General features: G+C 51.4%; 11 protein-coding genes. All 11 read left to right on the forward strand.

Going from position 1 to position 13,989, the window contains the following annotated elements; translation table 11 throughout:
- The first annotated feature begins 1 nt into the window (after position 1).
- Positions 2-1,348 carry a glutathione-disulfide reductase gene (gor, locus tag BS29_RS09140; RefSeq protein ID WP_229953358.1) on the forward strand — a complete coding sequence of 449 codons (1,347 nt, stop codon included), beginning with the start codon at positions 2-4 and terminating at the stop codon, positions 1,346-1,348.
- Positions 1,349-1,487: 139 nt separating this feature from the next.
- Positions 1,488-3,014 (forward strand): acyl-CoA carboxylase subunit beta, encoded by a 1,527-nt coding sequence (locus BS29_RS09145; RefSeq protein ID WP_229953359.1) that lies wholly within the window; start codon positions 1,488-1,490, stop codon positions 3,012-3,014.
- A 10-nt stretch (positions 3,015-3,024) separates the two neighbouring features.
- Positions 3,025-3,969, forward strand: coding sequence for a DUF808 domain-containing protein (locus BS29_RS09150; protein WP_229953360.1), 945 nt, complete (start codon positions 3,025-3,027; stop codon positions 3,967-3,969).
- A complete protein-coding gene (gene mce, locus BS29_RS09155; protein ID WP_229953361.1) occupies positions 3,966-4,400 on the forward strand; it encodes a methylmalonyl-CoA epimerase in 435 nt (144 codons plus the stop codon). The genes BS29_RS09150 and mce overlap by 4 nt, the downstream gene beginning before the upstream one ends.
- A 70-nt stretch (positions 4,401-4,470) precedes the next feature.
- The gene (locus BS29_RS09160) at positions 4,471-5,256 is read left to right on the forward strand and encodes an enoyl-CoA hydratase-related protein (protein ID WP_229953362.1); all 786 of its coding nucleotides are present in this window, start codon (positions 4,471-4,473) and stop codon (positions 5,254-5,256) included.
- On the forward strand, positions 5,256-7,394 hold the full coding sequence (scpA, locus tag BS29_RS09165; protein WP_229953363.1) for a methylmalonyl-CoA mutase: 2,139 nt from the start codon (positions 5,256-5,258) through the stop codon (positions 7,392-7,394). Before BS29_RS09160 ends, scpA begins: the two co-directional genes overlap by 1 nt.
- Positions 7,391-8,425, forward strand: a complete 1,035-nt coding sequence (gene bioB / locus BS29_RS09170; RefSeq protein WP_229953364.1) for a biotin synthase BioB — start codon at positions 7,391-7,393, stop codon at positions 8,423-8,425. The genes scpA and bioB overlap by 4 nt, the downstream gene beginning before the upstream one ends.
- Positions 8,426-8,427: 2 nt before the next feature.
- On the forward strand, positions 8,428-10,398 hold the full coding sequence (locus tag BS29_RS09175) for an acetyl-CoA carboxylase biotin carboxylase subunit (RefSeq protein WP_229953365.1): 1,971 nt from the start codon (positions 8,428-8,430) through the stop codon (positions 10,396-10,398).
- Between the two features lie 22 nt (positions 10,399-10,420).
- The gene (locus tag BS29_RS09180) at positions 10,421-12,058 is read left to right on the forward strand and encodes an MFS transporter (RefSeq protein WP_229953366.1); all 1,638 of its coding nucleotides are present in this window, start codon (positions 10,421-10,423) and stop codon (positions 12,056-12,058) included.
- Between the two features lie 18 nt (positions 12,059-12,076).
- Positions 12,077-13,132, forward strand: coding sequence for an alanine racemase (gene alr / locus BS29_RS09185; protein WP_229953367.1), 1,056 nt, complete (start codon positions 12,077-12,079; stop codon positions 13,130-13,132).
- Positions 13,133-13,331: 199 nt separating this feature from the next.
- Complete coding sequence (gene phaR / locus BS29_RS09190; RefSeq protein WP_229953368.1) at positions 13,332-13,982, forward strand: polyhydroxyalkanoate synthesis repressor PhaR; 651 nt, start codon at positions 13,332-13,334, stop codon at positions 13,980-13,982.
- Positions 13,983-13,989: the final 7 nt, after the last annotated feature.

A 13,989-nucleotide genomic window follows, 5' to 3' on the forward strand; every position in this document is an offset into this window, starting at 1 on the left:
AATGTTAGAATATGATTATGACCTGTTCGTCATCGGAGCAGGATCGGGCGGGACCAGAGCAGCCCGGGTATCAGCTTCTTACGGGGCAAAAGTTGCTGTCGCTGAAGAATATCGCGTGGGTGGCACTTGCGTCATTCGTGGCTGTGTGCCGAAAAAAATGCTGGTTTACGGCTCCCATTTTTCCGAAGATCTCGAGGATGGAAAGAATTTTGGTTGGACCTGGGAAAATGCCAAGTTCGATTGGACAAAATTACGTGATCATATCCTGTCCGACGTTGATCGCCTGAACACCGCTTACACGCAAACGCTGAACAACCATGATGTTGAGATCCTTCTGGAGCGCGCTGAGATCGTTGGTCCTCATGAAGTGAAATTAGCCAGCGGTAGGACAGTGACGGCCAAATATATCTTGATCGCGGTGGGTGCGTGGCCGGATGTTGCGGACTTCCCGGGCAGCGAACATATGCTCACGTCCAATGAAATGTTTCATCTGGAGAAACTACCGGAAACCGTCATTATTTCAGGCGGGGGTTATATTGCCAATGAATTTGCTGGCATATTTAACGGGCTTGGCAGCGAAGTTTTCGTCGTCAACCGCTCCGATGTGATTTTGCGCGGCTATGATGAGAGTGTTCGCGATCGGCTGCTGCAAATAGCCATGACAAAAGGCATTAATTACAAATTTAATTGCACGTTCGACAAGATTGAAAAGCGCGAAGATGGTGCGCTTGATGTTTATATGGATGGCAAGCCAGCAATGCGGGCCGATGTTGTCCTTGCCGCTACCGGAAGGCGGCCGAAAATTGAAGGCCTTGGGCTCGAAAATGCCGGTGTCGAAACCAATGAGAAAGGTGCGATCAAAGTCGATGAATATAGCCGTACCAATGTCGAAAGCATTTATGCTGTTGGCGATGTAACGGATCGCGTACAACTGACGCCGGTTGCCATTCGCGAAGGGCAGGCCTTTGCAGATACTGTTTTCAACAATGATCCGAAAACGGTTGATTATAGCTGCATTCCATCGGCAGTCTTTTCACAACCCCCAATCGCATCGGTTGGTTTGACCGAAGGCGAAGCGCGGACGCAATATGGCAATATCAAAATCTATTCATCGGACTTCCGAGCCATGCGTAATGCTTTTGCAGATCGTCCAGAACGCAGCCTTTACAAAATGGTAGTCGAGGCAACGAGTGAGAAGATTCTGGGACTGCACATGATTGGACCGGATGCGCCTGAGATTCTCCAGGCAGCGGCAGTCGCCGTCAAAGCGGGTTTAACCAAAAAAGCGTTTGACGATACGGTCGCCTTACATCCCAGCATGTCGGAAGAACTCGTACTTTTGAAATAGGTTGACGCTACGGCAGTGGCCGTTTCGAATGAAACTTAATTGATCAATTAATTTTCATTGACGATTGCATAATCCTCCGTGCATTGGCTAGGGACGGTTCCGTAGCCAAATCACAGTTCCAAATCATCTTGGGGGATTCATGCAGACGATTATCGATCAACTCGAAGCCAAGCGCGCCGAGGCCCATCTGGGCGGCGGTCAAAAACGGATTGATTCCCAGCACGCCAAAGGCAAGCTGACTGCTCGCGAACGGATTGAGGTGTTACTTGATGAAGGCTCGTTTGAAGAGATCGATACGTATGTCGAGCATAATTGTGTCGATTTTGGAATGGAGGAGACGAAAATACCAGGTGACGGCGTAGTCACTGGTTCCGGCACTATAAATGGCCGTCTGGTTTTCGTTTTTAGTCAGGACTTCACCGTTTTTGGTGGTTCGTTATCGGAACGTCATGCTGAAAAGATCTGCAAAATTCTGGAAAACGCCATGAAAGTTGGCGCGCCAGTCATTGGGATCAACGACAGTGGCGGTGCGCGTATTCAGGAAGGTGTTGCATCGCTGGGCGGCTATGCTGATGTCTTTCAGCGCAACGTTCTGGCAAGTGGCGTAATTCCCCAACTTAGTCTGATCATGGGGCCATGCGCGGGCGGTGCTGTCTATTCACCTGCGATGACGGATTTTATCTTCATGGTGAAGGATAGCAGTTACATGTTTGTCACTGGGCCGGATGTGGTGAAGACAGTGACGAATGAAATCGTGACGCAGGAAGAATTGGGCGGAGCAGTAACCCATACCACCAAAACGAGCGTTGCTGACGTTGCATATGAGAATGACATCGAAGCCTTGCTCGCAGCGCGCGATTTCATAGACTATATGCCGCTGAGTAATCGCGAGGACGTTCCAGAGCGTCCTACCGCTGACCCATGGGACCGGCTAGAGGAAAGCCTCGATACCCTGATTCCTGCCAATGCCAACCAGCCTTATGATATGCATGAGGTCATTCAGAAAATGGTTGATGAAGGCGACTTTTTCGAGATCCAACCAGCGCACGCGGCCAATATCATATGTGGTTTTGGCCGGATTGAAGGACAAACAGTCGGTGTGGTTGCCAACCAGCCTATGGTATTGGCGGGATGCCTGGATATCAACGCATCGAAAAAGGCAGGGCGCTTTGTACGCTATTGTGATGCGTTCAATATTCCTATTGTGACCTTGGTCGATGTTCCGGGTTTTCTCCCCGGCACTTCGCAAGAACATAATGGTATCATCAAACATGGTGCAAAATTGCTGTTTGCCTACGCCGAAGCGACTGTTCCAAAAATCACCATCATCACCCGCAAAGCTTATGGGGGCGCTTATGACGTCATGGCGTCGAAGCATTTGCGCGGCGATTTGAACTATGCCTGGCCGACCGCCGAAATTGCGGTCATGGGCGCCAAGGGAGCGGTCGAAATCATCTTTCGCGGCAAGACCGAAGAGGAAATTGCCGAGAAGACAAAGGAATATGAAGATCGCTTCGCTAACCCGTTTATTGCGGCACAAAAGGGCTTCGTCGATGAGGTGATCATGCCGCACTCAACCCGGCGCAGAGTGGCGCTGGGGTTACGGAAGTTGCGCAACAAGGAGCTGGAAAATCCGTGGAAGAAACATGACAATATTCCGTTGTAAGGAATAAGATATGCCAACCGGACTAGTAGCCCTTCTCGACGACGTTGCAGCCATTGCAAAGGTCGCCGCCGCTTCGATTGATGACATCGGAGCCGCAGCTGCGCGCGCCGGGACCAAATCTGCCGGTGTGGTTATTGATGACGCTGCGGTTACGCCGCAATATGTGACTGGTTTCAGCCCGTCGCGCGAATTGCCGATGATCTGGAAAATTGCCAAGGGGTCTATCAAGAACAAGCTGTTTTTCTTACTGCCCGCAGCGGTTCTCTTGGGACAGTTCGCTCCGTTTCTTATCCCGATCATCCTGATACTTGGCGGGCTTTTCCTGTGTTACGAGGCCGCAGAAAAGGTCTTGGAATGGCTTCATGTCGATGAGAGCACCAAGCATGAGAAACCTGCCATCATCGAAGGGCAGGGGCGTGAAGAGGAAATGGTATCCGGTGCCATCCGTACAGATTTCATTCTGTCCGCAGAGATCATGGCCATTGCTTTGTCAGAGGTCACGGATGAAGTTTGGTGGCAACAAGGGATAATCCTTGCGCTTATAGGTATCGTAATTACCGTCGGCGTTTATGGTGTCGTTGCCCTAATCGTAAAAATGGACGATGTCGGGCTGCATCTTGCGACGGAGAATGACGGTTTCGTGGCTTCCTTCGGTCGCGGCTTGGTGGCATTCATGCCGAAATTGCTGACCACCATTTCGATTATCGGGACATTGGCAATGGCATGGGTTGGCGGCGGATTGCTGGTGCATAACATTGCTGCTGTCGGTTGGCATGGCCCGGAGCACCTGATTGATATCATATCCCATCCTTTGGTCGGGCTTTTTCCCGATAACGCCCAGCTATTTGCCAGCGGGATCAGTTTTGCGATATTATCCGGCCTACTCGGCGTCGCGATCGGAGCAGTAATCGCACCATTGGTTCACAAAATCATTCCGCACGGAGAAACACATTGAAACTAGGCCGTCTCAACCATATCGGCGTCGTAACCCCGTCCATTCCGGACAGCATTACGCATTGGCGTGATGTTATGGGGGCAACGAAGATCCATGATCCGTTTGATCTCCCGGCGCAAGGCGTGAAGGTCTGCTTTGTTGATACACCTGCGGATGGTCCCACTAATGGTACGCAGATTGAACTAATCGAACCGCTCGGCGAAGACAGCCCTATTCATGGTTTTTTGGGCAAGAACCCGCTTGGCGGTCAGCATCATATTTGCTTCGAAGTCCCGGACATTCATGTCGCAAAAGCCGAATTTGAAGCCATGGGTAAGCGCGTGCTTGGCGAACCGCGGATCGGTGCGCACGGAACACTTATCTTTTTTGTGCATCCCAAGGATATGGGCGGGATGCTAACCGAGATTATGGAAACACCAAAGGATCATTGATCCGTTCAATCAAAACAAGAAAAATTGATCGGGAAGCAACTCGGTCTGACACCACTCAAAGGGACGAAATATGGAATTCGAGAATATCAAACTGGAGATTGCCGATCAGGTGGCAACCATCACGCTGAACCAGCCAAGCCGCCTAAACGCATGCTCCCTCGACATGGCAGATGATCTGTTGCTCGCGCTCGACAAACTTGAAGATGCCCGCGCGGTTGTAATCACTGGTGAAGGCCGCGCTTTTTGTGCTGGTGCTGATCTTCAAGCCAAAGAAGGTGATAGTGCGCTGTCCGGCGGGCAGGGGTCCTATGCGGCCCTCAACCAACATTATAATCCATTGATGCTAAAGCTCGCAAAACTTGATATTCCAACCATTACCGCCGTCAATGGCCCTGCAGCGGGTGTGGGCTGTTCGATAGCGTTGGCGAGCGATTTTGCGATCGCTGGCAAATCCGCCTATTTCCTTCAGGCATTCGTTAATATCGGCCTCGTACCCGATGGCGGCGCCAGCTGGATGCTCACTCGTCTGGTGGGCAAGGCTCGTGCCACCGAAATGATGATGCTCGGAGAGAAAATCCCTGGCGAAAAAGCCGCAGATTGGGGGTTGGTTTATAAATGCGTCGAAGACGCAGATTTGATGGGTGAAGCCAATGCGTTGGCCAAGCGGCTTGCTGGTGGACCAACTGTTGCATTGGGCGTCATGCGTCAAAATCTGGCGGCGGCACTGGAAAGCGACTATGCTTCGGCACTGTTGAAAGAGGCAGAGGGGCAGCGCATGGCTGGTGACACAAAAGACGCACGCGAAGGAGCAATTGCCTTCCTGCAGAAACGGAAAGCCGAATTTAAGGGCGAATAATGACCGACAAACCGACGATAGAAGACTGGAAAGCGCTCGCGGACAAAGAAGTCAAAGGGCGTGACCTGACTTGGGAAACACCAGAAGGCATTGCCGTAAAACCGCTATATACGGCAGAAGATTCGGGCGATCCTGGTCTTCCCGGCTTTGGTCCATTCACGCGTGGTGTCAAGGCCAGCATGTATGCAGGGAGGCCCTGGACCATCCGTCAATATGCCGGTTTTTCAACGGCTGAAGAATCCAACGCCTTCTATCGTCGTAACCTGGCAGCCGGACAAAAAGGCCTGTCGGTCGCTTTCGATCTCGCCACCCATCGCGGCTATGACAGTGACCACCCGCGGGTTGTTGGCGACGTTGGCAAGGCAGGCGTTGCGATCGACAGTATCGAGGATATGAAAATCCTGTTCGACGGTATCCCGCTCGATACAATGTCGGTTTCGATGACCATGAACGGCGCGGTTATTCCGTGCCTCGCCTTCTATATCGTTGCAGCCGAAGAGCAGGGCGTCTCGCAAGATAAGCTTGCCGGGACGATCCAGAACGATATTCTCAAAGAGTTTATGGTGCGCAACACCTATATCTACCCGCCTGCGCCATCCATGCGGATTATCTCGGATATTATTGCCTATACGTCAGAGCATATGCCGAAGTTCAACAGCATTTCGATCAGCGGCTATCACATGCATGAGGCCGGTGCTACGGCGGTTCAGGAATTGGCTTTCACAATCGCTGATGGCCGCGAATATGCGAAACAAGCCATGGCAACGGGTTTGGATATTGACGCATTTGCAGGCAGGCTCAGCTTCTTCTTCGGTATCGGAATGAACTTCTTCATGGAAGTTGCCAAATTACGGGCCGCCCGGACCTTGTGGCACCGCGTTATGACCGATCTGGGCGCCCAGTCGGAACGTTCCAAAATGCTGCGCACCCATTGCCAGACATCCGGCGTGTCGCTGACTGAGCAAGATCCTTATAATAACGTCATCCGGACAACCATCGAGGCTATGGCCGCGACATTGGGCGGAACCCAATCACTCCACACGAATGCGCTGGATGAAGCTATTGCCCTGCCAACTGACTTTTCAGCCCGTATCGCGCGCAACACGCAGATTGTTTTGCAGGAAGAAGCAGGCATTACAAAAGTCGTAGATCCGCTTGGTGGCAGCTATTATGTCGAAGCGTTGACCGATGAACTGGTCGAAAAAGCCTGGGAGATTATTGAACGGGTTGAGGCAGAAGGCGGCATGGCGAAAGCGGTCGCCGATGGCTGGCCCAAAGGCATGATTGAGCAAGCCGCTGCTGGACGTCAAGCGCGGGTCGACAAGGGCGATGATGTCATTGTCGGCGTGAACAAATATGTTCTGGAAGACGAAGATCAACTCGAAACGCTCGATATTGATAATGCCAAGGTTCGGCTGGGGCAGATTGCGCGGCTCGACAAGATGCGCAAAGAGCGGGACGAAGATGCCTGTCAGGCCGCACTGAAAGCGATCACGGACGGTGCCAAAGCCGATGGCAACATGCTGGCTTTGGCCGTTGAAGCTGCCCGCAAACGCGCCTCGCTCGGTGAAATATCGGATGCGATGGAAGCGGCTTTCGGCCGTTATGCAACCAAGCCGACGCCAGTTAAGGGCATTTATGGCGCTGCCTATGAAGGCGATCCACAATATGCCCTGGTGGTAGACGGCGTTGATGCGGTTTCGCAGCGCCTGGGTCGCAAACCGAAAATTCTCGTCGCTAAAATGGGGCAGGATGGTCATGATCGTGGTGCCAATGTCGTTTCCAGTGCCTTTACCGATATGGGTTTTGACGTTGTTTCCGGACCACTTTTTCAGACGCCTGCGGAAACCCGTGATCTGGCTTTGTCTGAAAATGTCGATGCCGTGGGTGCGTCCAGTCTGGCCGCTGGCCACAAAACGCTTATCCCGGAATTGATTCAAATGCTGCGCGACTCCGGACGTAGCGATATCAAGGTTTTTGCGGGTGGCGTTATCCCGCCGCAGGACTATGAGTTCCTGCGCAAATCAGGTGTTGTCGGAATCTATGGACCGGGCAGCAATATTGTGGAATGTGCGGCGGACATATTGCGCCTGCTTGGTCACAATATGCCACCGGAAACAGAGGAAGCCGCCGAATGAACGCCCCCCAGATGACGTCCCCCGAAAGTGAAAATATTGTAAGACAAGATTGGACCCGCGAAGAAATCGCGGCCCTGTTCGATCTCCCTTTTGATGAATTGCTATTTCAAGCGGCCACTATTCACCGGCAACATCATACGCCGGGTCAGGTGCAGCTTTCCACATTGCTGTCGATCAAAACCGGCGGATGCCCGGAAGATTGCGGCTATTGCAACCAGTCTGCCCATGCCGAAAGCGGTTTGAAGGCCGAGAAATTACTCGATGTTCGTTCTGTCCTGCAAACAGCGGCACAGGCGAAAGATCGCGGATCTTCCCGTTTTTGCATGGGGGCTGCGTGGCGCAACCCAAAAGATCGCGATATGCCGGCCATCATCGAAATGGTCAAAGGCGTGCGACAAATGGGCATGGAAACCTGCATGACGCTAGGCATGTTGACCAAGAAACAATCGGACATGCTCGCTGAAGCCGGCCTCGACTATTATAATCACAATATCGATACATCGCCCGAACATTATGAAAAGGTGATTACGACGCGGACCTTTGATGACCGCTTGGAAACACTTGAAAATGTGCGGACCAGTGGGATCAACGTCTGTTCTGGTGGAATTGTCGGCATGGGCGAGACGCGAGAAGATCGGGTCGGTTTTGTCCATGCTCTTGCGACACTACCCAAGCATCCAGAAAGTGTTCCGGTAAATGCACTGGTTCCGGTCAAAGGTACCGTTCTGGGCGATATGCTGGCCGATACACCGCTGGCGAAAATTGACGATATTGAGTTTGTCCGAACGATTGCCGTAGCCCGGATCACCATGCCCGCGTCCATGGTTCGCCTATCTGCTGGTCGGGAATCCATGTCCGAAAGTACACAGGCCCTTTGCTTCATGGCAGGCGCGAACAGCATCTTTACCGGCGACAAATTGCTGACAACCGGCAATGCTGGTGATGATGCAGACGAGGTTTTGTTTGAGAAATTGGGGTTGGTTCCGATGGAAGCGGAACCAAGGGAAGATCAACTAGAGGCAGCCGAATAAATATGTTCAAAAAAATCCTAATCGCCAACCGCGGCGAAATTGCTTGCCGTGTCATTCGTACGGCACAGAGAATGGGGATTAAGACGGTTGCTGTCTATTCCGATGCTGATGCGCGGGCACCCCATGTGCAGATGGCGGACGAAGCCGTGCATATTGGGCCATCACCTGCAGCTGAATCTTATTTGATCGCAGACAAGATTATCGCTGCCTGTAAGGAAACGGGAGCGGAAGCGGTACATCCGGGCTATGGTTTTCTGTCCGAACGGACAAGTTTTCCAGAACAGTTGGCCGAAAATGACATCGCCTTTATCGGACCGCCCCCCAATGCCATCGCCGCAATGGGTGACAAGATTGAATCAAAGAAACTTGCAGAAAAAGCGGGCGTCAGCGTCGTCCCTGGTCATATTGGTGAGATTGATGATACCGAGCATGCGGTAAAAATATCCACGGATATCGGCTATCCGGTCATGATGAAAGCCAGCGCCGGTGGCGGCGGTAAGGGCATGCGCCTTGCTTGGAACGAGCAAGATGTCCGCGAAGGCTTTGAAGCGACCAAACGCGAAGGTCTGGCAAGCTTTGGTGATGACCGTGTGTTTATCGAGAAATTCATCGAACAACCGCGTCATATCGAAATCCAAGTGCTTGGCGACAAGCATGGTAACATTATCTATCTCGGTGAGCGGGAATGTTCGATCCAGCGGCGTCATCAGAAAGTGGTTGAAGAGGCACCATCACCCTTTGTTGACCCTGAAATGCGCAAGAAAATGGGAGAGCAGGCTGTCGCTCTGTCCCAGGCAGTGGGCTATCACAGCGCTGGCACGGTTGAACTGATCGTCGGAGCGGACAAGAGTTTCTACTTTCTGGAAATGAACACACGGCTGCAGGTCGAACATCCAGTTACCGAGTATATTACCGGCCTTGATCTGGTCGAACAGATGATCCGCGTTGCCTATGGCGAAAAACTGCCACTGACACAGGATGATGTAAAACTGACCGGTTGGGCGGTTGAAAACCGCGTCTATGCCGAAGACCCTTATCGTAATTTTCTGCCGTCCACAGGGCGTCTGGTGAAATATAATCCGCCGGAAGCCGAGGAAGGCATACGCGTGGATGACGGTGTTGCCGAGGGCGGGGAAGTGTCGATCTTCTATGATCCGATGATCGCGAAGCTGATCACCTATGGCGACACGCGGATTGAAGCGATTGATCGCCAGATCGATGCGCTCAATCGCTTCGAGATTAGCGGACCGGGCCATAATATCGATTTTCTCTCGGCCTTGATGCAGCACGAAAGGTTCCGTGAAGGCAATATCACGACCAATTTTATCGCTGAAGAATATCCTGAAGGTTTTCAGGGCGCACCCGCTTCAGAAGATTTGCTGCGCAATCTTGCTGCGATTGCTGCTTTTGCCGCTACTGCTCATGCAGACCGGGCGCGCCGGATCGATAATCAATTGGGTAATCGGCTGCAACCGCCGTCTGAATGGGAAGTCAAAATTGGTGACAGCGTTCAGCAAGTTTTGGTGTCAGAAGAGGGTATCCTGGTTGATAGCAATGACGTGGATCTGTCGGTTGCCTACACGCCGGGTGACAGCTTAATCCTTGCCAATATTGGCGAAGAGCCGCTTTCAGTCAAAATTTCCAAAACGGCTAGTGGCTTTGCGCTTAACACCCATGGTGCAACGCATAAGGTTCAGGTCTTACCCGCTCATATCGCGCAACATGCCGTGCATATGATTGAAAAAGTTCCACCCGATCTATCCAAATATCTGCTTTGCCCGATGCCCGGCCTGCTGGTCGCACTTCATGTTGAAGCAGGGGACAAGGTCGAGGAGGGGCAACCATTAGCTGTTGTCGAAGCGATGAAGATGGAAAATATTCTTCGCGCGGAGAAAAATGGGGTTGTGAAATCAGTTGAGGCTGCACAAGGGGATAGCCTTGCCGTCGATGCGGTGATACTCGAACTGGAATAAGAACGCTCGGGGGAGGGCAGATATGGCGAGTGAGGCATCCGTTGCAATGCAGCGTGAACCAACGGACAAGGAAATCAGACTCGTAATCGGCGCGTCATCCGCCGGGACCATTTTCGAATGGTATGATTTCTTCATCTACGGAGCTCTCGCCACACTTATCGGTGCAGCCTTTTTCCCATCAGGAAATGAGACATTGCAGATGTTGCTCGTCTGGGCGGGATTTGCCGTTGGGTTTGGATTTCGCCCCATTGGCGCCATTTTGTTCGGCTTTCTTGGTGATAGACTGGGCCGCAAATATACTTTTTTGGTGACTGTGACGCTTATGGGCATCGCCACAGCCGGTGTCGGCTTTATTCCCAGCGCTGAGACTATTGGGCTCGCCGCTCCCGTGTTAGTTATATTTCTAAGGATATTGCAAGGCCTAGCGCTTGGCGGTGAATATGGCGGTGCAGCGATCTATGTTGCGGAACACGCGCCTACCGAAAAGCGTGGTTATTACACCAGTTATATCCAAGCCAGTGTCGCGGGCGGTTTTGTATTATCAATTGGTGTTGTTCTAGCCTGCAGGTTCCTGATCCCGGAGCAGGAATTTAATGACTGGGGCTGGCGGGTGCCGTTTCTGTTGTCGATCATTCTACTTGGCATTTCACTGTGGATGCGTCTGAAGCTGAATGAAAGCCCAGTATTCCAGGCCATGAAGGCAGAAGGCCGAACAGCCAAAAACCCATTCGTCGAAAGCTTCACTTTCCCTGGCAACAAGAAGCGTATCTTTGTCGCCCTGTTTGGGATTACCGGAATTTTGACAACCATCTGGTACACCGCATTTTTCTCCGGCATGTCCTTCCTCCGTGGTCCGATGAACGTCGATGACCTTACGGTTGAGCTGATCCTGTTTTTCTCCGGCCTTATCGCGATGTCTTTCTATCTTGTCGTTGGCAAATGGTCCGACCGTGTGGGGCGGAAAAAACCAATTTTGGTTGGAGCTATTCTTACGCTGCTCCTGCTATTCCCATCATTTTGGGCGCTCGGAAGCCTTGCCAATCCGGGACTTGCATCTGCTGCTGAAGCGGCGCCGGTCAGAGTCGAGGGACAGCAATGCACTACCGATCCTTTCGCCGAGCTGGTGGATAGTAAACCCAGTGACTGCGGAAAGTTGCTTGAAACTCTGACAGCAGCAGGTGTTCCTTATGATGTCGTTGATACCGACGAACTCAAACTATTTGCTGGCGATCGAGAGATTGAAATCGAACAGGACTGGCTAAGTGACGGTTCAGCACGGCGGGCAGGCATCAGGGAAGAACTAACGCAATCAGGTTTTGATTTTAGCGAGCAAAATCTCAGCGCTATGAGAATCTTGGGAATTGTTGCAATTCTGCTGGTCCTCGGTGCCCTCAGCGCGCTGACATATGGTTCAGTAGCAGCGTTGCTTGCAGAGATGTTTCCGCCCAAAATCCGCTACAGCTCGATGTCGATTCCTTATCATATCGGTGCGGGTTATCTGGGCGGTTTCCTACCGCTGATTGCGAGCTATATCGTTGCGCGCTCAGGTGATGTCTATGCCGGCCTCTGGTACACATGGGTAGTTGTTGCCTTCGGTGTCATCATCGCCTGGTGGGGTATTCCAGATGATCCAGAAGCAGCACTCGACGGCGCGGAATAAACTCACTATCGCCACAATATGAGCGACAGGACTATCGAAATCCCACCGACAGCAAAGCTACGTCTGGATAGCGAAGCCTTAGTCTCAAATTGGCGCGTATTAGATGACTTGAGCGGCGCGGCAAGCGCTGGGGCTGCCATAAAGGCGAACGCTTATGGCCTTGGCGCTGTGCAGGTTTTTCGGCGTCTGCAATCTGCCGGATGCCAAGATTTTTACGTGGCCAATTGGCAAGAAGCCGCAGAAATCCAAGCATATACGGATGAAAGCACCAATATTTCCGTTCTTAACGGTGTTAGACCGGAAGATATGCCGTTTGCAGTGACATCATCAGCCAAACCTGTATTGAACAGCATAGAACAAGCCAAAAGATGGCTGCCGACTGGCCGTCCGTGCGACGTGATGATCAACAGTGGTATGAATCGACTTGGGATTAACACGTCCGATTTGATCGATTTTGTCTGGCATGAAATGGACATCGATATTGTAATGAGCCACTTGGCTTCTGCAGACGAAGACGTCAGCCAAAACGCTAATCAATTGGATCAGTTTAAAAACGCATTGCGGCATGTTTCCGGGAAACGTCAAAGCTTAAGCAACAGTGCTGGCATTGCTTTAGGGCAAGCCTATCATTTTGATTGTACCAGACCTGGCTTGTCTCTTTATGGCGGTAAACAGCGATCGGAGTTTGATGGGATAATCCGACAAGTGGTTTTTCCCGAAGCACAAATATTGCAAACGCGTAACCTGAAAAAAGGTGACAAGCTTGGCTATAATGCAAAATATGTGGCCGAAAGAAGCCACACAATTGCCATATTGGCGATGGGTTATGCAGATGGCTATTTGCGCGGTTTTTCTAATACAGGCGCTTTTTATATAGATGATACGAGACTTTCTGTTCTCGGCCGCGTGTCAATGGATCTGATCGCGATCGACATATCTGATGCGCCTCAACTTGCTGAATCAGACTGGGTGAAGGCACAATTTGATTTGCCGACGGCTTCACTTCAGTCAGGAATAGCACAATATGAATTGATCACAGGAATGGGTAACCGCTTCATCCGTTACTGGACCTGATCTGAGCATCTGCCATATCGCAAGTGCACATGGTGCAAAGCCTTAATTTCCGCGACAGTTGCAATATATCGAACTGGTTGAACTGCTTCGGTTGCGGCGATGCACAATTTTGGCTAATAGCTTATGCAACAAATATTATTTTGCGGCCATATCAGCAGAAAATCAGAAAGATAAGGCTATATGGTTCACAGGAGGTAACATGGCGAAGACAAAAAAAGGCGATCCGGACGGCCCAATCATTATCAAGAAATATGCCAACCGGCGGCTCTACAATACGCAGACATCGAATTATATCACGCTGGATTTTCTGGCAGAAATGACGCGTGATGATGTCGATTTTATCGTGGTCGATGCCAAAACCGGTGATGACATTACCCATAATGTGCTGACCCAGATAATTGTTGAAGAGGAAAGCAGCGGGCAGAACATGCTGCCTGTCAATTTCCTGCGCCAGCTTATCTCCATGTATGGCAACAGCATGCAGTCGCTGATGCCGTCTTATCTCGAAGCCTCCATGGAGAATTTCCGCAAAAACCAGAAACAGTTTCAGGAAGCTGTCGAAGGGGCGCTGAATAAGAACCCGTTGGGTCAAATGGCTGTTAAAAACCAAAAGCAGTTTCAGGAGGCGATTGAAAATGCCCTGAAATCGAGCCCTTTTGGCAGCGTCGTAGAAAAAGCGCTCAATCCTCTGAGGATTGGTGAAAAAACGGCTTCCAATGACGAAGAACCGGAACTCGAACCAGAGCCGGAACTGGAAGAGGAAGAAATGTCTGCAAAAGACAAAGAGATCATGGAGCTCAAACAGCAGCTTGCAGATATTCAATCGAAGATCGATAATCTCGACGATTGATCTTGCC

It is taken from the genome of Parasphingorhabdus litoris DSM 22379 (assembly GCF_020906275.1).
Taxonomy (GTDB): Bacteria; Pseudomonadota; Alphaproteobacteria; order Sphingomonadales; family Sphingomonadaceae; genus Parasphingorhabdus; species Parasphingorhabdus litoris.